We start from the raw sequence: 23382 nt of genomic DNA on the forward strand, positions 1-23382 counted from the left end.
TTTGAATAATAGACATAAAATTCCTTTTTGAGCCGAAGATTATATGGAATAAATGTTTTTATTTGGATTTGTGGTAAGAAAGTCCCGAGTGTAAATTAGGTAAGATGGTTCTCGAACTAAAGTCTGTTCTTCTTTATCGTTTTAATTGGAGGATATTTACAAGATGGCAGCTAAAACACAAATTGACCCAAAGCTTTTAGATGGCATTCTTACGGAAACCATCAATACCGTTAAAGTAAGCCAGACCCAAGTTTTTGATATCAGCGAAGAATCCAGACAAGAATTTTTACGGCTGGCCAAAGAGCTGGATGATGTAAAAGAAAAAGCGCTTGAGGCTATCGACCGGTCGGATCTGCTGGAAGAGAAATCAAAAATCGCCAGATCAAAACTTGCGCAAGTCAGCAAGCATTTTGAAAAGTACAGCGAGGGCGACATCCGTGAGGCTTATGAAAGTGCAAACGCCATTCAGATAGAAATGTCGATCGCCCGCCAGACTGAGAAACAATTACGTGAAAAAAGAGATGATCTAGAAAGACGCTTAAACGGACTGAAGGAAACCGTGTCGAAGGCGGAATCGCTTGTCGGCCAGATTTCGGTTGTTCTGAATTACTTAAGCGGGGATCTTTTAAAAATTAATGAGCTTGTGGAAGATGCCAAACAGAAACAGGAGTTCGGTCTGCAGATCATTGAGGCACAAGAGGAAGAGCGCCGCCGCGTATCACGCGAGATTCATGACGGCCCTGCCCAACTGATGGCCAATGTGCTGATCCGTTCTGAACTGGTGGAAAAGGTGTTCAAGGAAAAAGGTACACAAGCAGCAGTCAGTGAAATCAGAGACTTACGCGAGATGGTCCGTGCCTCTCTAAGGGAAGTAAGGAGAATCATTTACGATCTCCGTCCAATGGCGCTTGATGACTTAGGACTCATCCCAACATTAAAAAAATACCTGCGCAACGTCCAGGAAAGTACGGGTATTGAAATCGAGCTTGTGTCAATGGGAAATGAACGAAGATTTCATACGAAGATGGAAATTGCGTTATTTCGGTTAATTCAGGAAGCTGTCCAGAATTCATGCAAGCACGCTGATCCGAAAAACATTTCGGTAAAAATAGAATTCACAGACCGCAAAGTATCTTTATTTATAAAAGATGACGGAAAAGGTTTTGATGCCCAAGGGCAGCAAAAAACCAATTCGTTTGGATTAATTGGCATGAGAGAACGCGTGGAACTCCTGGAGGGAACGCTCAGGATTCAATCACGCTTAAATTATGGAACCGGGGTTTATATTCAAATACCTATACGAGATCGGGAGGGTTCAGAATGAGAAGTCTAGATGTTTATGAGTCCAGTGCAGAGGCACCGGAAAAAACAAGAATTGCTATTATTGATGATCATCGTTTGTTCAGAGAAGGTGTTAAACGCATCCTCGATATGGAAGACGAATTTTCTGTTGTCGCAGAAGGCGATGATGGTTCCGAAGCTGAGGATATCGTAAGCGAACATCATCCGGATGTCGTGCTGATGGATATTAACATGCCGAATATTAATGGTGTGGAAGCCACACGCCGTCTGGTTGAAAAAGCTCCCGAGACAAAAGTTATCATCCTTTCCATACATGACGATGAGACCTATGTGTCCCATGCGGTTCAAACTGGTGCATCAGGTTATCTGTTGAAGGAAATGGATGCAGACTCTCTTATCGAAGCCGTAAAGGTTGTAGCTGAAGGAGGAGCGTACCTTCATCCGAAGATTACGTATAACCTGCTTAATGAGTTCCGCCGACTGTCAACAACAACAAAGACCAATAATGCAAACCCTAACACGATAGGGCTGCAGGAAGTGGAATACAGAAAGCCGTTGCACATCCTGACCCGCCGTGAATGTGAGGTTCTGCAATTGCTTGCTGACGGAAAGAGCAACCGCGGCATTGGAGAAGACCTGTTTATTTCCGAAAAAACAGTGAAGAACCATGTGAGCAATATTCTTCAAAAGATGAATGTAAATGACCGTACCCAAGCTGTTGTTGAAGCGATCAAAAGTGGCTGGGTGAAAGTAAAATAAAGGAAAAATATGATGAAAGCCGGGTACTTAAGTGAACCTGGCTTTTTTTAGCTGTTTTCATATTCTTTGTTGCTCTTGGAAGTTGTTGATTTCCGCTTCAGGATGCTTTCGGTGAAGCCCCGAGAAAGATGTTCCTTATTTAAGCATTTTCTAGAAAAGAGCTTTTACTAGCTGATAAATGGCGTGTTGTCTGCTTTCATTGTCTCTTCAAGTCCGGGCAAGGAGATTTCTACGATTGTTCCTTCTCCCGGAATGCTTTTAAATCGCACACTTCCATTATGGTTTTCAATGATTTTTTTACTGACGAATAAACCGAGGCCTTTTCCGCTCTTTTTGGTGGTGTAAAACGGATGGCCCAGCTGCTGCAGCTCGCCAGAAGACATTCCAATTCCTTCGTCCTTAATATAGATGAGCACATTTCCTGTATTACCTGCCGTTGCCGTTACAGTAACGTTACCTCCCTCGGGCATGGCTTCTATGGCATTTTTAAGCAGATTGACAAGCATTTTTTTGATTTGGTTCTTCTCGCCCCTGATCTCCCCACATTCAATGAGAAACTTGCTGTTTATTATGACATTAGTAAGATTTGCCTGACTGGTCAAAAGGGTTGTCACCTGCTTGATGAGGGGAACCACATTAATGGAGGCAGTGATGGTCATGTGTGGCTTGGCCAGTACCATAAACTCGTTGGTGATGAGATTAATGGACTCAATCTCGTCCAGCATAATAATTAAATAGTTCTTCATTTCAGGAGAAGAAGGCGCGTTCATCATGGTTTGGGTAAACCCTTTGAGTGTGGTCAGCGGATTGCGGATTTCATGGGCGACTCCTGCAGCCAGTTCTCCGACAACCGCTAATTTTTCTGATTCACGGATTCTTTGTTCGACCTGCCGTACGACCGTCAAATCTTTCATCGTTCCAACAATTCCCCGGATCTCGTTGTCCACATAATAAGGAATGTTGGTTACTTCTGCATCAAACACATTTCCATTCTTTTGCCTGATGCGGGTTTCAACCTGCAGGGACTCTCCGCCAAGTGTACGCTGAAACAGCGACTCCATCCGGGGGGCATTTGTGTTCGCTAAAAGAAATGTATACGCTTTTCCGATCAATTCCTCAGACGTAAATCCTGTAAGTTCCTCAAGGGAACGGTTCACCACAGTCAATGTACGGTCTTTGTTAATAATGTAAACGCCGTCAGGATTAAGTTCAATTAAGGAATGATTCTGCTGTTTGCTTTCTTTCAGCAGGGCAGACTTAAGCTTAAGCTGCTGGTCGCTCCATTTTCCCATCATATAAAGCAAGGAAATAAAGAGAGTGGCTACTGCGACAATCGCAGTAGCGATCAAGGTCAGACTTCCAAGGGATGGATCGTGGCTCATATGGTGAACATGCTGGGATTTCATGTTCATGGCTTTTTCAGCTGTATAATGCAATCCTGCCATTGCAGCAGCCATCAGCACACTGCTGAAAAAATGGGATAAGAAGGAAGGGCGGCCCGTCTTAAAGTGGCGGTACATTGCCAGTCCTGAAAAGAGATACGCACATGCAGCGGCAAGAGAAAAGACAGATAGATCGTAGCGAATGGCCGCAGTGGGGAAAATGGCCATCATGCCGAAATAATGAAGTCCGATCATGCTTGTCCCCATAATCACTGCAGAAATGAACAGGTTCTTCTTTGCGAAATAAAAGGCCAGCCAAGCACCCCCGATCGCAAATATCATGCACAAAAGGAGATAAGACAGATCATGATGGACTTTCAGTGACATATTGATCGACATCATCCCGACAAAATGCATGCCCCATATTCCGATCCCCATGGTGATGGATGCACTGAGAAGCCAAAGTCGGCGGGAGGAATTGGTTTTACGGCTACTTCTTCGGGCAAAATCTAAAGCTACAAAGGAATAAATGACGGCTGTGATTACGGATAAGGCTGAGATGTATAGATGATGCTCCATGGTAGGAAAGTCCCTCCTCCAAATGAATATATTTTACTATTTCTTACAGGTTCGATATTTTCCTTCCTTTTGTGACAAATTGCCACCTTTTTTTAATTTTGCCGTTTAAGTTGGATGGCAGCATGATCAGTTTCTTAAACAGCGTATGCGGGTAAACTCTATGAAAAAATTAATAAAATGGGAGAGTGCATAAATGGGAGAAAAATATTATATCGGTGTGGACATTGGGGGAACAAATGTGGAAAGTGCCCTTTTTACACCGGATGGCATGATTCTTGCGGGCCGAGAATTTCACACACAGGAATTTGTGGAGTCGGGTGTCCTCGAGGAACTGGCCAAACAGACGAAAGAGATGGCAGAGGAAAAAAATATCCCATGGGAATCCATAGTGGCTGCAGGTATTGGAGCGCCGGGTGTAATCGATCCTGCTAAAGGAATCGTATTTAACGCACCCAATCTGAAATGGAAGGATTATAAATTGAAACAGGAAGCTGAGGCTTTATTCGGTGTTCCGGTTTATGTAGATAATGATGTGAATACAGGATTATTGGGAGAAGTCTATTACGGAGCTGCAAAAGGTAAGGAAAACGTTCTGCTGTTCATGATCGGAACAAGCATCGGGGCTGGCATGCTGGTGAACGGAGAAATTTACAGAGGTGCTCACTGGGCATCAGGTGAAGTAGGACATATGATCAGTGATCCCGAGGCAGCCTCTGGCGGATTTACCCCTATTAGAGAAGGCTATGGATTTTTGAGCAGCAAGATGGGAGGCGTCGCTATAGCCCATCATTACCAGGAAGCCAAACGGCTCAAGGGCGGTTCTTCGGAAGAACAGCTTAAAACTATTAGTACAACAGACGTTTTCAGGCTGGCGGATGAAGGGGATAAACTCGCCAAAGGCATCATCCGTGAAGGGATCGTTCATATGGGGATGGCCATTGTCAACGCAGCCGCTCTTCTCAATCCGCAAATCATCGTTCTGGGCGGAGGCGTCGCGTTATCGGGTAAGTCGTTTATCGGAAAGATCAGAAGCATGCTGGAAGAGTTTGTTCCATGTCCGACGGAGCTGGTGCTCGCAGGTTTGGAGGATCAGTCGGCGATTTACGGTGCACTGGCGCTTTGCCAGCTGATGCATAAGGAAGAAGTGAAGGCAGGAAAGGGTTAACGAGTCAGAGAAATTAAATAAAAACAAAGAAATGCGCCGTTTTGATGAAACCGGCGCCTGTTTCGTGTAAACTACTATCGTAGAAGAGAGGATGAAAAAAATCTCTGACAGGAAAGGAAATTACAATGAATAAGGTAGCTATTATTACAGACAGCACTGCCTACATACCAGAGCACGTCAGAAAAGAAAAAAACATTGTAATGATTCCGCTCAACGTTATTTTTGGCAATGAAACGTACAAAGAAGAAGTGGAACTCAAAAAAGATGATTTTTATGAGATGGTTGGTAAGGGAGGAAATCTTCCGAAAACGTCACAGCCTTCGATCGGTGAATTAGCGGATACGCTAGAAGCTTTATCCAAGGAATATGATGAAGCGGTCATGATTACGTTATCCAGCGGCATAAGCGGTACCTATCAAAGTGCACTCAGCTTGGCGGATATGGTTGAGAACATAAAGTTCTATGTGTTTGATTCCGAAATCAGCTGTGCCCCCCAAGCCCATTACGCTTATACAGCAGTAGATATGGCCAATGAAGGCGCGGACGGAGCGCAGATCATGGAGAAGCTGAACGAAATCAAATCGCAGGGAATTCCAGCTTACTTTGTAGTGAATGACCTGAACCATCTGCACCGGGGCGGACGTATGAACACAGCTCAGCTTTTGGTAGGGAACCTTCTTCAAATTAAGCCGGTCCTTCATTTTCAGGATAAAAAGATCGTTCCATTTGAAAAGATACGTACAAAGAAAAAAGCGATTGGCCGGATTCACCAGCTGATGGAGCAATCTGTCAGTCCCGATGAAAAGTTCCATGTCAGTGTCATCCATGCTCAGCGTGAGGAAGAAGCGAGAGAAATCGCCGGAGAAATTCAGGCAAAATACCCAAACGCCAGTGTAGCTGTCGATTATTTTGGTCCGGTTATCGGTACCCATCTCGGTGAAGGCTCGCTCGGCATTACGTGGATGAAAAACTAAATCATTATACGGAGGGATTTTTATGAAAATTCCTTATCAACAGGAGACTATGTCATGAGGTTTGTCTCCTTTTTTGTTGATGGAAAAACCAGAATAGCTCCTGAACCTTTGGCACGGCTCGACCACCATCCTCCTCCCGCTTCCTTTTACAATCTACCCGATTTTGACCCACCCCCTTTGAACGAAGACTTCGCTTTTAACCCCACCCTTCAAGCAGAACTTGCCGGCAAACTCCTTCTATTGGATGAACTTTCTCCCTCTTTGGAAGAGATACAACAGCACTATAATAATGGCTATATTCAGTACAACAAAGGAATAGACGATGAACAGGGAAATTGGAAATGCAACCGGTGCGGGAACTGTGAACCCCATATGTTTGCCTCCTTTTCCTGTTATCGCTGCAAGGAACCGCAATGTGTGTACTGCCGAAACTGTATCATGATGGGCCGGGTCAGCCAGTGTACACCGCTCGTTGCCTGGTCCGGCCCTGATCTGAACTGGGAGAGCAGGAATAGCGAACTGGTGTGGGACGGTATGCTGTCACCTGCCCAGGAGAGGGCTACTAAGAAGCTGGTCGGGAAGATTGGTGTAAGAGACGAGCTGCTGATCTGGGCAGTGTGTGGAGCGGGAAAAACCGAGGTGCTTTTTCAAGGAATCGAAAAAGCGTTGAAGGATGGACAGCGGGTCTGTATCGCTACTCCAAGGACCGATGTGGTTCTTGAATTGATTCCCCGTTTAAGAAAAGTGTTTCCTGGTGTTACTTTGTCGGGTCTCTATGGAGGCAGTAAGGATAAAATGGACGGTGCCCAGCTTATCCTTTCAACGACGCATCAGTTGTTCCGTTTCCGCAAGGCCTTTGATTTGATCATTGTCGATGAGGTGGATGCCTTTCCTTTTTCCTATGATAAAACTCTGGCGCATGCCGTACAGCAAGCCAAAAGGGAAGAAGCACTGATGGTTTATTTAAGTGCTACACCTGACAGGAAAATGAAAAAACGGGGAGAACATGGTGAGCTTTCATCTGTAAAAATCCCGAAGCGGTATCACGGATTTCCGCTGCCTGTTCCCCGTTTTCTCTGGTGTGGCCATTGGAAAAAACGATTGAAAAAGAACAAGCTTCCTCAAAATGTGATGAGCTGGATTAGCCATCAGATAGAGAGGAACAGGCAAGGGTTTCTTTTTGTGCCTTCTGTCCGGACGTTGGAACAGATCGTAGCGATCTTGAAGAAAGTAAACCCTTTAATTGAAGGTGTCCATGCAGAGGACCCCGATCGAAAGGAAAAAGTAATGAGGTTTCGGAATGGCGAGACGCCAATTCTGGTAACGACCACGATATTGGAGCGCGGTGTCACAGTCCCATTTACTGATGTGGCAGTCCTTGGGGCCGAAGAAGAGATTTTCAGTGAAAGTGCGCTTGTTCAAATTGCCGGCCGTGCCGGCCGCAGCAAGGATGACCCTGCCGGAGAAGTGCTGTTTTTTCACTATGGCAAAACCAATGCCATGGTCCAGGCGAAATGGCATATCGAACAAATGAACAGGGAGGCGGGTCTGTGAATTTTTGTTTATACTGCCACAAAGCGTTTTATGAACCGGTGGGCTGGTCATTTATAGCCGGACTTTCGGAAGCGATGCTTTTCTGTGAAGAGTGCTCTTCATCCTTAGAGAGGATTAACGGGGAATACTGCGAAATTTGTGGAAGGTCGTTTATCTTATTTCCCGAGCAATATCGACAGAAACACTGCTGCACGGACTGCATTCGTTGGGAAGAAAGCAAGGAATGGAGCGGACTGCTGACGAAAAATCGCTCATTGTATGTCTACAATGACTTTTTAAAACAGATCATCAGCACGCTGAAATACAGAGGAGATGCGGAGCTCGCACAAGGGTTTAGGGCGCCATTTCGTAAGCTGTACAAAAAGGAATTCAGAGGAAGGCTGATTGTTCCAATTCCATTGAGCGAGGAAAGGCATTATGAGAGAGGCTTTAACCAGGCCATGCTTCTGGCCGAGCTGCTGGGAGGCGAATTACTATTTCCTTTGGAACGGGTCATTCATGAAAAAAAGCAAAGCAAAAAGTCGAGAAAGGAACGGATGGATATCAAGGAGAACATCTTTCAAGCATCAAAGGAAGCGGAAAGAATCAGGGGAAAGAGCGTTCTTCTGATCGATGATGTCTATACGACAGGTGCCACCATTCGCCAGGCGGCGAAAGTGATGTTGGAAGCTGGGGCATGTGAGGCTTCGTCTATGACGGTGGGGAGATAGTGGCCCCAATGCCAAATAGGTGAAAAGTGCCGAGAAATCGGCACTTTTTTATTTATTGATCGCTTTGGCCGGAAGGAAGGGTGCGAACGAACTATGAAATTTCGATCTTAAACTCCGATATAACAGATAGAAGCTACAGAGGAGTGAACTTGAGTGAAAGAGTTAAAGAACTGCCCCAACTGCGGAAATCTGTTCGTTAAGCATCTCCGTCCGCTTTGTGACACCTGTTTCAGAAATGAAGAAACGATGTTTGAAAAAGTAGCCTCCTATATCCGGAAAAAGGAGAATCGGCAGGCATCATTGCATGAAGTCCAGGAAAACACAGGTGTTCCTGAAGCGAAAATCACCTGGTTCATCCGGCAGGGGAGAATTCAGGTGGCGCATCTTCCGCATTTTTATTATGAGTGCGAGATGTGTGAACAGCCCATCCAGGAAGGACGGTTGTGCCAATCCTGCAAAAATGATATCAGAACAAAACTGGAAACCCGTCCAACGGAAAAAAATTATGAAAAACTGGGAAAGTCGTACCACATTAAGTGATCAATGCTTCCTATTTTTGCCCGAAAACTTCATCTCTCTCGTTTTAAGCCGATATAAAGAATAGTCAAGCAGAAGTTTTTATCCTGCAGAAGAGGTGTAACTTATGAAGATTAACAGCATAAATCACGTCAATATGAATCCATATACAAGGCAAAACCAGCCTTCCTCCATGAAAAATGAGGAAATGATGAACAAGAGTGATGAACTTCAAATCTCGATAGAAGCAAAGGAACTTCAATCCTCAGAGCAAATTCCACCCAGCAGGCAGGAAAAGCTTCAAGACATTAAAGTCAGAATCGAGGCCGGTCAGTACCATGCTGATCCGATGGAAGTGGCCCGCAAATTTTATGAGTACTGGAAAAACTAGGAGGAAATCATGGCATCCGCACAAATGATTCCCATGCTGCAAAAATTGCTTTATGTCCATAAAGAATTAAACCATCTTGCTTCAGAAAAAACGGAAATCCTGAAAAAAGGGGACGTGGCTGCACTTGATGCTTTGCTTGAAAAAGAAAATGAGCATGTCAAAACGCTGAGGGCGCTTGAAGAAGAGCGAAACCAAATCAGCACACTTACGATGTCTGAGCTGATCGAGCAGGCAGCGCCAGCAGAAATACAACAGCTTCAAGACCTTCAGGAGCAGCTGAAGAAAGAATACCTGTTCTTAAAGCAGCAAAATCAATTGAATCAACAATTGCTGCACCAATCCCTGCAATTTGTGAACATGTCGATGAACATGTTGATTCCCGAGCCCGAGAAACTAACATACAGTTCTTCCAAGACTAACGGTTATGCAGGAAACAGTTTTACGTTATTCGATTCAAAAACCTAGAACGGAGGAACATGCATGGTATCAACATTTCACGGACTTGAAACCGCCCGGCGGGGTATGACCGCTCAATCGTACGCCCTTCAAGTGACCGGACAGAATATTGCCAACGCCAATACAACGGGCTATACACGGCAGCGGGTCAACTTTAACCAGACTGAGCCTTACCCTGCTCCATCCCGAAACCGGCCGCAAATCCCCGGACAAATGGGAACCGGTGTCGAAGCCGGCTCCATCCAGCGTGTGAGGGAAGACTTTTTGGATGTACAGTTCAGGGGAGAGAATACAAAATCCGGCTACTGGGGAGCACGAAGCGACGCGCTCGAGAAAATGGAAGATATCATGAATGAGCCGAGCGACAACGGGTTGTCAAAGACACTGGACCAATTCTGGCAATCGCTTCAGGATCTTTCGGCAAACCCGGGAGATGACGGAGCACGCTCGGTTGTCCGCCAACGCGGTGTGGCCGTCGCAGAAACGTTCAACTATCTATCAAACTCACTTTTTTCCATTCGCGATGATATAAAAAGCCAGGTCGATGTTTCGGTCAATGAAGTGAATTCGATTGCTGAACAGATCAGTGGCATTAACCAGCAGATCAGTGAGATCGAACCCCACGGCTACCTGCCGAATGATCTGTATGACGAAAGAGACCGGCTCGTCGACCGTCTGTCTCAGCTGGTGAATATCAAAGTCACCAAGACTCCAAGCAGTGATACTTCATCCAAGCTTGCGGAAGGAAACTATACCATTGAATTAATGGATTCATCCGGAGCCTCATTAGGAAAGCTGGTGGACAGCAACACGGCCGCTCAAAAACTCGGAATCTCGGAAAGTGACGGCAGCATCGCCGGCTTTACTTTGGGTGGTACCCCGATAACTTCAACCAATGTAGGCGGAAAGCTGGAAGGAATGACGTCCGCTTATAACAACGATTACCCCGAGATGCTGAATCAGCTGGATCAATTGGCATTTGATTTTGCCGAGGAAATTAATGAGGTTCATCAAAGCGGCTGGAGCCTGAATGATATCAACAGCGGCACGCAAACCCAGCTTGATTTCTTTACGGTGGGCAGTGATGTAAAAGGGGCCGCCAAAGGGATTAAGGTTTCCACCTCTATTATGGATGATCTGAAAAATATCGCCGCGGCATCGACACAGGCGACAGGCGACGGTAATAACGCCCTGAATTTGGGCAATGTCATGGATACGATGCAATTAAAATCAAAATATGCCAGTGCAATCGGGAAGATGGCTGTTGATGCCGAGCAGGCGAACCGGATGAGTGCAAACGCCGATACGCTTGCGACTTCGGTTGACCAGCGCCGCCAGTCGGTGAGCGGGGTATCACTGGATGAAGAGATGACGAACATGATCCAATTTCAGCATGCCTATAACGCATCGGCCCGCATGATCACAATGGTCGATGAGATGCTCGATAAAATCATTAACGGCATGGGGGTTTCAGGAAGGTAGGTGACACATAAATGCGAGTAACACAAAGCATGCTGTCAGGAAACATGCTGCGCAACTTAAGCGGCAGCTATGAAAAGATGGGGCGATTGCAGGATCAGCTTTCCACAGGAAAGAAGATTACGAGGGCATCGCAGGATCCGGTTGTGGCCATGAAGGGGATGAGCTACCGCACAAACCTCACGCAGGTCGAGCAATACAAGCGAAACTTTTCTGAAGCCTACAACTGGGTGGAAAGCACGGATGCAGCTCTTGATAAAGCAACAAGCGCCCTGCAGCGGATTCGCGAGCTCACTGTTCAGGCATCCAATGGCACCTATGAGGAAAATCAAAAGGCTGCCATTGGTGAAGAAATTCAGCAGCTAAAGGAGCATCTGGCAACAATCGCCAACACACAGGTCTCCGGAAAGTACATTTTTAACGGAAATGAAACGTCGAAAGCTCCTGTTACTGTAACAGATGGAGAGGTAACACAGGTTTCCAGCAATACAGACGATGTGAAAATAGAGCTATCTAAAGGCATCCAACTCGGGGTAAACGTAAAGGGAACGGAAATCTTCATAACGAGTGATGAACCAGGGAAAGGGTTGTTCAGCGATTTGTCGGCGTTGGAAAAGGCACTGAACAACCAGGATACGCCGGATGGCTATTCCAAGGAAATCGCTAATTTTCTAGGATTGCTTGACGGGCATATTACCAACGTGGTGGCAGAGCGGGCAGAACTCGGAGCGAAAAGCAACCGTCTGGAGCTGATGGAAGACCGGGTGGACGAGCAGGAAGTGATCGCTAGCCGCATTCTTTCTGATAATGAGGATGCCGATATTGAGCGTGTCATCACTGATATGAAATCACAGGAAAGTGTGTACCGTGCCGCTCTTGGCGTAGGATCGCGCATTATTCAGCCTTCGCTGCTGGACTTTTTACGCTAAAATGGAGCTATCTCTTTGATAGCTCTTTCTTGTTGAAGGAGGAGATTTGATGGCCATTCCACAGCTAACGATGCAATCAACAAAAGCGCAAATTTCCATTACAACCACTCTACCGGTCCAGGAAATCCAGCAGCGACCTGCAGATCTCAGCATTCAGCAGCCAAAGGCTGATCTTCGGATTGAAACGATTCCCGGAAAGCTGAGCATTGACCAGTCTCAGGCATGGGCGGATATGGACTTAAAACCGATTTCCAAGCGGATCGAGGAGTTTGCGCAACAAGGTTATAGCGATTGGCTGGAAGGCCTGTCGCGAATGGCAGAGCAGGGAGACCAGCTGATGAGGATTGAAGATGGCGGCCTGCCCATTGCTGATCAGGCCAAAGAAAACAGTGAAGACCCGATGCTCGAATTCAATATCGGGTTTGTGCCCTCGCCTTTTAGTGTAAAAACAAACTTTGAACCAGCGAAAATCAATATCGACTGGCAGGTCAATAAGCCGGTGATAAAAGCGACCATCAATCGTCCGCAGCACAGCTACAAGCCAGGCGAGGTCCACACGGAAATGAAGCAGTACCCAACATTATCCATTCAAATAGCAGAACCAAAAAATAATCAATTAAAATAAAGTGGTGAAAAAATGAAGCTGAAAACAAAATTTCATGGAGAAATTGAAATGGAACAAAGCAACATCATTACCTTTGAGCATGGCATTCCCGGATTTGAAGAGGAAAGGGAGTTTATTATTCTTCCTTTTGAGGACACGCCGTTTTCTATTTTACAGTCGGTAAAAAAAGCAGGCCTTGTGTTTGTGACTGCCGATCCCTTTATGTATTTCGGAGACTATGACTTTACTCTTCCAGATGCAGTCGTGGAAGGTTTGGAAATCAAGGAGCAACAGGATGTGTTTGTTCAGGTGATTGTAACACTCCGGGACAAACTGTCAGAGTCTACGGCGAACCTGCAGGCACCGGTTGTGATCAATAAGGTAAACAACCAGGGGAAACAGGTTGTGTTAAACGACCGAAACTATACTCCAAGGCATCAACTATTTGCCGAAGCAGCGGCAGAGCGGGGTGTGTAGAAATGCTTGTACTGACACGAAGAACAGATGAAGCGATCAAAATTGGTGACGATATAGAGATTACTATTCTTGGAATTGAAGGAGATCAGGTGAAGTTAGGGATCAATGCCCCCAAGCAGGTGGAGATTCACCGCAAGGAAATCTATCTTTCGATCAAACAGGAAAACAGCGATGCGGCCAACACCAGCGTGAATATTATGGATCAATTAAAGGCACTCAAAAAATAAAAAACTATTAAACATTTAACCCCTAAAGACGATATAAATGGTGAGCAAACGAGAAAGATGTTTGACGGCCGCAATCGTCTTTTTTGTTTGAAAACACACCCAACCACAAGGACGTGGGCGGGACACATTTCAAGGAGGAAATTTAAATGCAAATCAATCATAATATTGCAGCGTTGAACACATTCAACAAATTAAACAGCGCATCTAATGCACAATCTAAATCTATGGAGAAATTATCTTCAGGTCTTCGTATTAATAATGCAGCAGATGATGCAGCAGGCCTAGCAATTTCTGAAAAAATGCGTGGACAAATTCGTGGGTTGGATCAGGCTTCTCGAAATTCACAAGATGCTATTTCCTTAGTACAGACAGCCGAAGGTGCATTAAATGAAACACATGACATTCTTCAACGTATGCGTGAATTATCAGTTCAGTCTGGTAATGATACGAATACTGACCAAGACCGTAATAATATTCAAGATGAGATGACTCAATTAACAAAAGAAATTGACCGTATTTCTAGTACTACTCAATTTAATACTAAGAACCTTCTAGATGGTTCAATGGGAAAAGCGACTACTGCCGATGCCAATGTTAATACAAATACTAGTGTCCGTGCGGCAGCTGGTGCTAACTTAACTGCACTTGGAGCAGATGCTTTTAATACGTTGACTGATGCTAATGGAAATAGCTTAGGAATTCAAGCTACAGATACAGTTGAAGTATCATATGTTAAGAATGGTACAACTACAAATATTTCTTTAAACGGTGATGACACAATTGCAGATATTGATAATGGTGATTTAACTGCAACAGTAGGAACTAAAAATATTGATATTACAGCAGACGCTGATGGCGTAAGTAATGCTATTCACGGAATTACAATTACTGTTAAAGATAGTAATGGTAATATTCGTAATTCCGCCACGAATGCATTATCATCCTTTACAGAGACTACTGCAGCTGCAGATAATCGAACAAATGGGAGTGCAACCTTCCAAATTGGGGCAAATACTAGCCAAAACATCAGCTTAGATATTAATGATATGAGCAGTTCTGCTCTTGGTGTATCGGGCCTACAGGCTACGACACAATCACAGGCAAATGTTGCTGTGAAAGCAATTGACGAGGCAATTCAAAAGGTTTCGGCTGAACGCTCTAAACTAGGCTCTACTCAAAACCGTCTAGAACACACTATTAACAACCTTAATACATCTTCCGAAAACCTAACTGCTGCGGAATCTCGTATCCGTGACGTAGATTATGCTTTAGCTGCCTAGGCAGTGACAAGCACAGTCGTCCTGGCTGGTAACGGTCAGTGATTATAATCGGGTGAATTGCTGGAAACCCCTTAAGCTTTTCTTGCCACAACGTAGTTGGAAACAACAGACGTGAGGGCTAAAAAAAAGAAAAGATTGGGCAATCAGCAGCCAAGCTCCTGTCTCGAAAGAGTGGAGAAGGTTCAACGACTAGGATAGACCATCTAAGGCAACTGCTATGATGATGAAATCCGTAGGTGAAACAATGTATCATCAGCATTGGGAATCCGAAGTGCCCGACCCCTTACTAGATTGCTAGAGGGTGAAGATATAGTCTGGTCATTTATGAAAGTAAATGTTCGCACGATGGCGAAAGAAATGATGAACCAAACAAAGAATTCTATTCTTTCTCAAGCAGCACAAGCAATGCTGGCTCAATCGAATCAAATGCCTCAAGGTGTACTTCAACTCTTGAGATAATGATTCATAGGGCGTCTAGCTTGGTAACGAGCTAGAGTATCACTGGGTGAATTGCTGGGACTTCCTAAAGCTTTCTCAACCACAGCGTAACTGGAAACGGTAGGCGTCAGGTTTGAAAATGAGACGGATATACAATGGATAATCAGCAGCCAAGCTCCTGTTCCGAAAGGATGGAGAAGGTTCAACGACTAGGATGTACTGTCTAAGGCGATAGCTATGACATGAGATCCGTAGGGCGGTCAACCGTTCGAAGTGCCCAGCCCCTGATATAAAAGGGTGAAGATATAGTCTATTCTGTGACCGAAAGGCAAGCGGCAAAGCAAGCCAACCAACAACCGCAAGGAGTTCTTCAACTTCTTCGTTAATATTATTGATGGTCATCTCTTTGGAGATGGCCATTTTTACGTAGTTCGGCTATTTTATAAACCACTGACCAATAAGATCTACCGAGTGTAGTAGCAATAAGCTGGTCACTCATTTTTTGTTGTTTAAGGAGAATGAGTTTTTCAATTTCTTTAATAGAATAATTCCGGTGTCTATTTGAACAAGACGAAAGTGTTTCATAGTCTGGGTATTGGAGTTTTAGCTTGAAAGCTTCTATTGAAAAACGATAATTCCAGTTGGTTTTATAAAACATTGGAGGACATGTCTTCGTTATCATTTCGACTTTATTTAAGAAATTCAATGAATTTTCGATAGTTGTTGTTTTAATAATATAGCCTAATCCATCTTTTCTTTTACTTAGACGCAAGCTTAACCCTAACTTATTCCATAATTTTTTATTTAGCCCTTCGAGTTCATCTTTGCTGTAACACTGAAGGTAAAGTGAAATATGGGGAGATAGAAAAATTTTCTTTTGATTGTGATTAATTCGTTTTGATATACAGAGAGAACCATCATCCATATATATAATTGCACTTACAATTAACATATTGCAGTGTTCCAAGAGTTTAAAAGGGATATGTTTTTGACCTAGTTTGTCATAAAAGTGAGGGTACAATTCAGTAAAAAGAACGGAAGATTTTGAGCGTAGAGTTTGGCTTTTAGGTGTCATGTACAACAATTGGGGTGCCAGTTGTTGTTTCCATAATCTATACTCCTTTTGATTCTTACCATAGTGTTCTCTATAACTATGGTTTTTTCTTCGTGAGTTTTTATACCTTATTGTAATTTCTCCATCCCCTAGAATACTCCCAATTAATAAACTTCTGGTGGCCTTATCTATTCCTAAAAACTGATCCATATACTAACCTCCTAACAGGGAATAAGAACAAGCGTTCCTGTATTCAGTTTAATTTTTTGTGGGAGTTTAGTCCAGTTATTTTGAGAGATATTAAGTTTTTATTTATAAAACCGATATTAACAATAATTGAGTAAAGAGCACTAGGAGGCTTTTCTGTGGAGGTTCAAAGAACAATAGGATCAACCATTAATACTTATATCAAACATGACAAAAACACGATCAATGAAGAAAGCAAACAATTTATCACAGACTCAGAAAAAGTAGATAGAAAAGGACTAGAGAAAATCATTGAGGGAGTAAACAATCTGATTCCCTCACATACCTCATCCAAATTCGTTTTCCACGAAAAGCTGAACGATTATTATGTTCAGGTGGTGGACGACCAGACGAATGAAGTGGTGCGAGAAATCCCCTCCAAGAAGTTTTTGGACATGTATGCCGATATGCTAGATTTTATGGGGATATTCGTGAATCGGAAAATTTAAAGCGAGGTGAAGTGAATGAGTACATTGCGCATCAGCGGCCTGGCCAGTGGGATGGATGTGGATTCCATGGTGAAAGAGATGATGAAGGCTCAGCGCCTGCCGCTTGATAAATTGAATCAAAAGAAACAGATCCTGGAATGGCAGCGGGATGACTACCGGTCGATGAATACACTGCTTTCGACCTTGAAGGATCTGACCTTCTCCATGAAACTGACGTCATCCTACCGGGCAAGGACCGTCACTTCCTCAGACGAAAACAAAGTGACAGCAACCGCCACTTCAGCAGCCAATCAGGCATCATACAACATATCTTCCATTGAAAAGCTGGCGAGTGCAGCAACCAAGGTAAACGGTGGCTCTCTTTCCAAATCCGCTTCTGACAATATTAATGCCAACGCCGGACTGTATGATCAAATGGCGAAATTCGCAAGCTATGCCGACAGCACCAGCACGGGCTTTGACTGGAGGCAGGGAAGCATAGAAAAGGAATCGATTGCAGTAACTTCTGCAACCGACACGCTGCAGTTGAAACAAGCCAATCTCGACAGTTCACTGATCTCCAGCAGCATCATCAAAGTAAACGGCAAGGACTTTCAGGTGGTGGATTCGTTTACCGATCCGAAAACACCGGGACAGGTCATGGTTGGACAGGACGGCAAGCTGACGTTCAGCGAGCAGCTGGCAGCAATCAGCTCGGTGTCTGTTACCTATTTTACACCTGATCATACGGATACCTTTACAGCCTCCGGGGAAACAAAAGATTTTCAGCTGACAAAGTCCTCCATCGCCCAGGGATCTTTAACTTCCGTAACCGTAGAAAAAGCAGATGGAACAAAAGACTCCTACAGTATTGTGACGGATAAAAGCCTTCTAACGAGTGGCTCCAACAATGTGTATGTAGACGAAAAGACTGGCAAGCTTTCATTTGCTGACAACATTGAAAAGGATGCAAAACTATCCGCGACCTACAAAGAAAACTTTTTTACCTTTGGTCTCCAAACGTTTAATACCGAAGGAAAAGCTGTCAACCAAACCTTTGCGGTCAATGGAGCAACCTCTTTAAATACAGTCATCAATCAAATAAATACGACCTCTGTTGGGGTAACGGCGTTTTATGATACCCAGACCGACCGGATGACACTTACCCGGTCACAAACCGGGAACTTCAATCCTGCTGGTGATGAAATTATTACATCAGGCGCATTTTTAACGTCTGCGGCCCGGTTTGATGATACGGCAACAGAGAGCGGGGGAGAAAATGCCGTTTTTACGGTCAATGGACTCAGAACGGAGAGAAACGCCAATACGTTTGCCATGAACGGCGTTACCTTTACCTTGAAGCAAACCTTTGACACAGGAACGGTTTCCCTTGCGGTTGGAAATAATGCCGATGATGTGGTAAAAAATATCAAAAACTTTGTCGATAAGTACAATGAGACGATTTCCAAGATCAAGGATAAAGTCTCGGAAGAACGCTACAGAAGCTACCAGCCGCTTTCTGACGAAGAGCGGCAAGGAATGACCGACAAACAGGCAGAGCTTTGGGATGAAAAGGCGAAGAGTGGCTTAATTAAGGGCGATACAGTTCTTAATTCCGCCTTAAATGACATGCGCCAAAACCTGTATGCAACGGTATCTGACAGCTCGATCAGTTCAAACTACAATCAGCTTGCGAAAATCGGGATTACCACAAGCGCCAATTATCTTGAAGGCGGAAAGCTCGTCCTTGATGAAGCGAAATTGAAAAAAGCAATCGAGGATGATCCGTCATCGGTGGAAAAGCTGTTTACCGCAACAAGCTCTGTCAGCAGTGAAAACGGCTTGGTGCAGCGTTTGTACGATACACTAAATAATTCGATGAACAGCATAAAGGATAAAGCGGGATCGTCTTTGCTTGTAAACAATCAGTTTGTCATCGGTAAGGAATTAAATGATTTGAACACAAGAATCGATGCCTTCAATAAGCGGCTGACTCAAATTGAGGACCGATATTACAGCCAGTTCACGGCCATGGAGCAGGCGATTCAGCGTTCGAACCAGCAGAGCACGTACCTCTCCCAGTTTTTTAGCAGCTGATTCTAACACCCAATAAAGGAGTAAGATCATGAGTTTACCCAATCCGTATCAGTCGTATCAGAACAACTCAGTTCAAACGGCATCGCCCGGTGAACTGACGCTGATGCTGTATAACGGCTGTTTGAAGTTTATACAACTATCAAAGCAAGCCATTCAACATAAAAACATCCAAGAAAAGAATACCAACTGCCTGAAAGCACAAAAAATCATTCAGGAGCTGATGGTCACCCTGAACATGGATTCTTCGGTCTCCGGCATACTTTTGCCGATGTATGATTATTTGAACCGCCGGCTGATCGAAGCCAACATTCAAAGCAATTTAGAGATTTTGGATGAGGTGGAAGGTTTAGTGAAGGAATTGCGTGATACGTGGAAGGAAGTTATCCAGATCAACCGACGCCAGCAATATGGACAGGGTGGTCGTGTCTGATGGGAACCATTTCACATCTTCTTGAAATCACCCAGCAGTTGAGCGCTCATGTGATGAAAGGACTCCCGAAAGACGACCGCGAGCCTTATATCCAGCGTGTGAATGAACTTCTTGATCAGCGGGAAGCCTTGCTGGAGAATATTCCGGCCCATTTTACAGAGGAAGAAAAGCGTCTCGGGCTCGTCATTCTTCAATTGAATGAAGGCTTTGAACCAGAACTTGATCGTCAGCTGAATGAAATTAAACGAGATATTGTGCTGATGAACCAAAAGAAAACCCAGTCGGCGCACTATGCCAATCCGTATGCCTCGGTTTCGGATGACGGGATGTTTTTTGATAAAAAGAATTGAACATGAAAAAAAGAGCAACGACCTCAATGGCCGTTGCTCTTTCTCTTATTGGTGGTTTACCAGGTTCACATGATCTGCTTTTCCATCTTTGCCGATGATAAATTCCAGTTCAAAATCACCGGTTTCATAAATGTAGCTCGTTTCTCCCGTGTTTGGAAGATGACGGATGTGGTCCGCGCTACCAATTTCATCACCGAGCATTTTCACAGTAAGCACTGTAATAGATGGTGTTCAGTTTTTCTGCAGCCTCCTTTTTCGCTGTGCTCTGATCGGACGCTGTGGCAGATGCAGCATGTGCTGTGTCGTAAAAGGAGATCATGCCTGTTCCTAAAACGGAGCCTGTGAGCAGTGAAGCTGTCATCAGTAAATTTGCTCGTTTTTTCGGTAACATTGTATCCCTCCTATAGATAGTTTCTTCCATGTTTGTTAAAAATTGAAACTTTAATTTACTGCCCGTTCCACCAGTCTTGCGTAGGCGAGTGCACCTTCTGGTTTAAGATGCACTCCGTCTTCATAAAAATAAGATGATTGACCGTTGCTCGCCTGGTTCCAATTGACAAGCTTCGTGTGCGGATGATGGGAAGCCACTTCCTGAATGGTTTGGTTGACTTCTTTTTCCCATGGACGCGGCACCTTGCTGTTAATAAGGACAATGTTCTTATCCTTGCCTGCATCATTCAGTACACTGATCAGCTGTTGTTTAGAAAAAGGGCCATTTGTTCCGAGTCCGATCACAATGGTATCACCGAGACTGCCCTTTGCCTTCATCTGATCAATGACTTTTGGCGCGTCTGTCAGCTGCCTTCCGATTTTTGCATCCACCGTGGCGTCCGGGAATTTTTTCTTCAGATAAGGAGCCACATTGACCATGACGGAGTCGCCAATAACTGTAATTCTGTGGTCTTCTTGCTTTGGAGCAGGTGAAGGCTTCGGATCCTTTTCAGGGTGCTCCTTTTCATTATGTGATGGTTTTTTCTTAGGTGTTTCTGGTACAGGATGAACATATTTTTGAGCTTCTTTTTTTTCCTGCGAAGCTTCAAGTTTTTGAATGCCGGGCACAACAACCGTATATAGCATGATCAGAACAGCAACGGCTGAACATCCCAGAATGGATTTCTGAAATAGGGTGGCCCTTTTCCATGAAAATCCTGTTACTTCCCGTTTTTCCTGACCCGTATTTAATGCACTTCGCCGCACAGGCTCTTCAATAAAGTGCCAGGAAATGGCTGCTAAAAGAATAATTATCCCAAACTGTACCCATCCAAGCCAAGAGGAGTGCTCTGCCGCCTGTGATGGTTGGGTGAGCACAATGACCGGAAAGTGCCATAAGTAAATGCCGTATGAACGGACACCGATCCAGCGAAGCGGCTGCCACCCCATGATAGCCCCAAGCTTGCTTGCGGGGTGGGCAAGTGCTGCGACAAGAAGAGCCGTACATATGGATAGCAGCACCATGCCGCCCCGGTACAAAAAGGAATCAAACTGGCTGGTCAGCATAATCAGCAGCAGAATACCAACAAGGCCAATGGTTCCTGAAATGTCCAACGCAATCCTGGGTTCTCTTGGCAGATGAATGGAAAGCTTTCGGCTTGGCCAGATCAGAGCCAGTGCGGCACCAATAAACAGTGAAAAAGCTCTCGTATCGGTTCCATAGTACACACGGCTTGGATCCTGTCCGGGTGTATAAAGAACTGCCATCAAAACGGCAGAAAGTACTGCAGCTCCAAGAATGAACCGCAGGATGATTTTTCGATTACCAATAAACCGCAAGCCAGTTAGAAGCAGAAGCGGCCATATTAAGTAGAACTGTTCCTCTACCGCCAGGGACCAGAGATGGTTAAGTGGTGACGGCGGTCCGAATTGGGCAAAATAGGAGACTTTATGAAAAATAAGCCACCAGTTGCTTACATATAAAAGAACAGAGAGCACGTTGCCCCAGAGGTCCAGCAAAAAGGAACGCTCAAACATGAGGATCCACACTATAACAATGAACAGCATGGACAGCAAAGCCGGCAGCAGTCTTCGTGCTCTTCTGATCCAGAACTTCTTGAAATCTATTTTTCCAGTCTTGAGGTATTCGGTTGCAATGATGTCTGTTATCAGGTAGCCGGATAAAACAAAAAAGATACCCACACCCAGCAAACCGCCAGGCGCAAAGCCAAGGTTCAAGTGATAGGCGATCACCGCCAGCACTGCCAATGCTCGTAACCCGTCTATGCCGGGCATATACCTTTTGCTTTTTTGGGTAGGTTCAGGCATGCAATTTCCCCCTAACCAAAAAAAGGTTGTTTTGATTATATGTAAACGCTGCTTCCGCTATATTTACGCTGTTCATTTTTTGCGGAAAGCCCTTGGTGATCAACATCATCGTTCTCCCTTCAAATAAGCAAGTCTTTTAATCTCCCATAATAGTTTAGTGCTTTTTAGAGAGGATGGAAACAAACCGTTTCTACTATTTTCGACAAAAGTTTTTGCTAAAAACTGCCGAAATTCAGGGGAATATTTCCTATCACCCACTATAGTTCATTTGGTTTTTAACATTCAAGGATTATAATGCCCATCCAGCGGGAATGGGAGAAATGTCATGCGTAACAGGTAAAAATATCTAAAAGATGCAAGATATTAGTAAAAATGACTAGTTCATAAGGCAATATTCCTTCTTTACAATAGTAAGATAGAGAAAAGGCAGGCGGTGAAACGGATGTTATTTGATAAACAAAAGTACAGAATGCAGGCAGAAATGCTCGATTGGTATTCGGGAAAAGTATCCGAATCCATGAACCAGCTGGATCAGTTGGGAAGAGAACGGACAAACGTTCTTGCGAAAGCTCAGAGCTGGGAGAGTAAAAGCAAGAAAACCTACCAGCAGATTATGTCGGAGGCAGGAAGCACCCATTATTCAGCAGCAGGTACGGGAGAGCAGTTGAAAGAAGCTTTGAAGCGTGAAGCGAATCACTTGAGGCAGTTTGCAAGCGAATTGGAGAGGAAGGAAAAGCTGGAAGAAGCAAAAAAGCTGGAAGAAGCAAAAAAGAACCATAGCCCTAGATAAATTTTGTTCTGGGGTTATTGATTTACTACATAGGTGTTAGGAAAGGAAAACAAGCATGGGTTGTTTAGGGTCAATTTTTCGCTTCACCTTATTCCTGGTCTGTCTGCTTCCCTTAATGTGGACAGGCTTTTTATCTATTTATACATTCTTTACCGCTTTGTTCGGCGGAAGCTGGGGCAATTTTGGCTAGGCGTTTTTCATATGGATGATTTTAAGTTACATCATCGGCTGGCTGTTTGATGCCAAGTGGGAGGATACTGATATGGGAGATCCTTTTTAGGTGTTGTCCTGGAACTCTGCAGCATCATGGTCTATCGTACGGTCAACCGGGTGGGCAGGATCGTAACCAGAGGGTAATTAATAAAAAATGCAATGGTAGCAAGAAGTTGTCTTAGGGAAGAGTGTCTCTAAGACTTTTTAATTTTCTCTAATTTCACCTTCGTTTCTACCCATTTAATTTCCAAAAGTGATGTATAATGTTGAGGATACATAAAATGAATAAGGAT

The 23382-nt window shown here is 44.4% G+C and carries 25 protein-coding genes and 1 pseudogene; 21 read left to right on the forward strand and 5 right to left on the reverse strand.

Features of this window, described 5'->3' with window-relative positions:
- Positions 1 to 163 precede the first annotated feature (163 nt).
- Both DMO16_RS20310 and DMO16_RS20315 read left to right on the forward strand, forming a co-directional pair.
- Positions 164 to 1324, forward strand: a complete 1161-nt coding sequence (locus DMO16_RS20310; RefSeq protein ID WP_061971871.1) for a sensor histidine kinase — start codon at positions 164 to 166, stop codon at positions 1322 to 1324.
- Entirely contained in the window at positions 1321 to 2061 is a 741-nt protein-coding gene (locus DMO16_RS20315; protein ID WP_061971875.1) for a response regulator, read from the forward strand. The genes DMO16_RS20310 and DMO16_RS20315 overlap by 4 nt, the downstream gene beginning before the upstream one ends.
- Positions 2062 to 2228: 167 nt before the next feature.
- Here DMO16_RS20315 and DMO16_RS20320 read toward each other — a convergent pair whose 3' ends face one another.
- Entirely contained in the window at positions 2229 to 4022 is a 1794-nt protein-coding gene (locus DMO16_RS20320; protein ID WP_129479790.1) for an ATP-binding protein, read from the reverse strand.
- A 193-nt stretch (positions 4023 to 4215) separates the two neighbouring features.
- Between DMO16_RS20320 and DMO16_RS20325 the strand changes: the two genes are divergently transcribed.
- From DMO16_RS20325 to DMO16_RS20390, 14 genes and pseudogenes are all read left to right on the forward strand, one after another.
- Positions 4216 to 5187, forward strand: a complete 972-nt coding sequence (locus tag DMO16_RS20325) for an ROK family protein (protein WP_129479792.1) — start codon at positions 4216 to 4218, stop codon at positions 5185 to 5187.
- A 125-nt stretch (positions 5188 to 5312) separates the two neighbouring features.
- Positions 5313 to 6161 (forward strand): DegV family protein, encoded by an 849-nt coding sequence (locus DMO16_RS20330; RefSeq protein WP_129479794.1) that lies wholly within the window; start codon positions 5313 to 5315, stop codon positions 6159 to 6161.
- 54 nt (positions 6162 to 6215) lie between these two features.
- Complete coding sequence (locus tag DMO16_RS20335) at positions 6216 to 7715, forward strand: DEAD/DEAH box helicase (protein ID WP_129479796.1); 1500 nt, start codon at positions 6216 to 6218, stop codon at positions 7713 to 7715.
- Positions 7712 to 8425, forward strand: coding sequence for a ComF family protein (locus DMO16_RS20340; protein ID WP_164988977.1), 714 nt, complete (start codon positions 7712 to 7714; stop codon positions 8423 to 8425). Before DMO16_RS20335 ends, DMO16_RS20340 begins: the two co-directional genes overlap by 4 nt.
- Positions 8426 to 8578: 153 nt before the next feature.
- Positions 8579 to 8965, forward strand: coding sequence for a TIGR03826 family flagellar region protein (locus tag DMO16_RS20345; protein WP_129479800.1), 387 nt, complete (start codon positions 8579 to 8581; stop codon positions 8963 to 8965).
- Positions 8966 to 9068: 103 nt separating this feature from the next.
- Positions 9069 to 9332, forward strand: coding sequence for a flagellar biosynthesis anti-sigma factor FlgM (gene flgM / locus DMO16_RS20350; RefSeq protein ID WP_129479802.1), 264 nt, complete (start codon positions 9069 to 9071; stop codon positions 9330 to 9332).
- 9 nt (positions 9333 to 9341) lie between these two features.
- Positions 9342 to 9797 (forward strand): flagellar export chaperone FlgN, encoded by a 456-nt coding sequence (flgN, locus tag DMO16_RS20355; protein WP_129479804.1) that lies wholly within the window; start codon positions 9342 to 9344, stop codon positions 9795 to 9797.
- 15 nt (positions 9798 to 9812) lie between these two features.
- Positions 9813 to 11270 (forward strand): flagellar hook-associated protein FlgK, encoded by a 1458-nt coding sequence (gene flgK / locus DMO16_RS20360; protein ID WP_129479806.1) that lies wholly within the window; start codon positions 9813 to 9815, stop codon positions 11268 to 11270.
- Positions 11271 to 11281: 11 nt separating this feature from the next.
- Positions 11282 to 12196, forward strand: a complete 915-nt coding sequence (flgL, locus tag DMO16_RS20365) for a flagellar hook-associated protein FlgL (RefSeq protein WP_129479808.1) — start codon at positions 11282 to 11284, stop codon at positions 12194 to 12196.
- A gap of 49 nt (positions 12197 to 12245) precedes the next feature.
- On the forward strand, positions 12246 to 12821 hold the full coding sequence (locus DMO16_RS20370; RefSeq protein ID WP_129479810.1) for a DUF6470 family protein: 576 nt from the start codon (positions 12246 to 12248) through the stop codon (positions 12819 to 12821).
- Between the two features lie 12 nt (positions 12822 to 12833).
- On the forward strand, positions 12834 to 13277 hold the full coding sequence (gene fliW / locus DMO16_RS20375) for a flagellar assembly protein FliW (protein WP_129479812.1): 444 nt from the start codon (positions 12834 to 12836) through the stop codon (positions 13275 to 13277).
- 2 nt (positions 13278 to 13279) lie between these two features.
- Entirely contained in the window at positions 13280 to 13504 is a 225-nt protein-coding gene (gene csrA, locus DMO16_RS20380; RefSeq protein ID WP_129479814.1) for a carbon storage regulator CsrA, read from the forward strand.
- 146 nt (positions 13505 to 13650) lie between these two features.
- A complete protein-coding gene (locus DMO16_RS20385) occupies positions 13651 to 14784 on the forward strand; it encodes a flagellin (RefSeq protein WP_129479816.1) in 1134 nt (377 codons plus the stop codon).
- A gap of 345 nt (positions 14785 to 15129) precedes the next feature.
- Positions 15130 to 15243, forward strand: a pseudogene (locus tag DMO16_RS20390) (flagellin); the annotation flags it as partial.
- Between the two features lie 367 nt (positions 15244 to 15610).
- Here the strand turns inward: DMO16_RS20390 and DMO16_RS20395 are convergent.
- A complete protein-coding gene (locus DMO16_RS20395; RefSeq protein ID WP_129479818.1) occupies positions 15611 to 16486 on the reverse strand; it encodes a DNA endonuclease in 876 nt (291 codons plus the stop codon).
- Between the two features lie 155 nt (positions 16487 to 16641).
- On the opposite strand from DMO16_RS20395, the gene flaG reads away from it, so the two are divergent.
- The 4 genes from flaG to DMO16_RS20415 are packed head-to-tail and all read left to right on the forward strand — an operon-like array spanning position 16642 to position 19827.
- A complete protein-coding gene (gene flaG, locus DMO16_RS20400) occupies positions 16642 to 16971 on the forward strand; it encodes a flagellar protein FlaG (protein WP_129479820.1) in 330 nt (109 codons plus the stop codon).
- Between the two features lie 15 nt (positions 16972 to 16986).
- The gene (gene fliD / locus DMO16_RS20405; RefSeq protein ID WP_129479822.1) at positions 16987 to 19047 is read left to right on the forward strand and encodes a flagellar filament capping protein FliD; all 2061 of its coding nucleotides are present in this window, start codon (positions 16987 to 16989) and stop codon (positions 19045 to 19047) included.
- A gap of 28 nt (positions 19048 to 19075) precedes the next feature.
- Positions 19076 to 19477 carry a flagellar export chaperone FliS gene (gene fliS / locus DMO16_RS20410; protein WP_129479824.1) on the forward strand — a complete coding sequence of 134 codons (402 nt, stop codon included), beginning with the start codon at positions 19076 to 19078 and terminating at the stop codon, positions 19475 to 19477.
- Positions 19477 to 19827, forward strand: coding sequence for a hypothetical protein (locus DMO16_RS20415; protein ID WP_129479826.1), 351 nt, complete (start codon positions 19477 to 19479; stop codon positions 19825 to 19827). The genes fliS and DMO16_RS20415 overlap by 1 nt, the downstream gene beginning before the upstream one ends.
- A 45-nt stretch (positions 19828 to 19872) precedes the next feature.
- Here DMO16_RS20415 and DMO16_RS25020 read toward each other — a convergent pair whose 3' ends face one another.
- The 3 genes from DMO16_RS25020 to DMO16_RS20425 are packed head-to-tail and all read right to left on the reverse strand — an operon-like array spanning position 19873 to position 22086.
- A complete protein-coding gene (locus DMO16_RS25020; RefSeq protein ID WP_241840615.1) occupies positions 19873 to 20043 on the reverse strand; it encodes a DUF4309 domain-containing protein in 171 nt (56 codons plus the stop codon).
- Positions 20018 to 20218: a hypothetical protein gene (locus DMO16_RS25025; protein ID WP_241840616.1), complete on the reverse strand. Its 201-nt coding sequence runs from the start codon at positions 20216 to 20218 to the stop codon at positions 20018 to 20020. The genes DMO16_RS25020 and DMO16_RS25025 overlap by 26 nt, the downstream gene beginning before the upstream one ends.
- A 50-nt stretch (positions 20219 to 20268) precedes the next feature.
- Complete coding sequence (locus DMO16_RS20425; protein ID WP_129479828.1) at positions 20269 to 22086, reverse strand: acyltransferase family protein; 1818 nt, start codon at positions 22084 to 22086, stop codon at positions 20269 to 20271.
- A 442-nt stretch (positions 22087 to 22528) separates the two neighbouring features.
- Here DMO16_RS20425 and DMO16_RS20430 point away from each other — a divergent pair, with 442 nt between their 5' ends.
- Positions 22529 to 22876, forward strand: a complete 348-nt coding sequence (locus tag DMO16_RS20430) for a hypothetical protein (RefSeq protein WP_129479831.1) — start codon at positions 22529 to 22531, stop codon at positions 22874 to 22876.
- The last annotated feature ends 506 nt before the right edge of the window (positions 22877 to 23382 follow it).

Origin of the sequence: Fictibacillus sp. S7, from assembly GCF_004127935.1 — a bacterium.
In the GTDB taxonomy this organism is placed as follows: Bacteria; Bacillota; Bacilli; order Bacillales; family Fictibacillaceae; genus Fictibacillus_C; species Fictibacillus_C enclensis.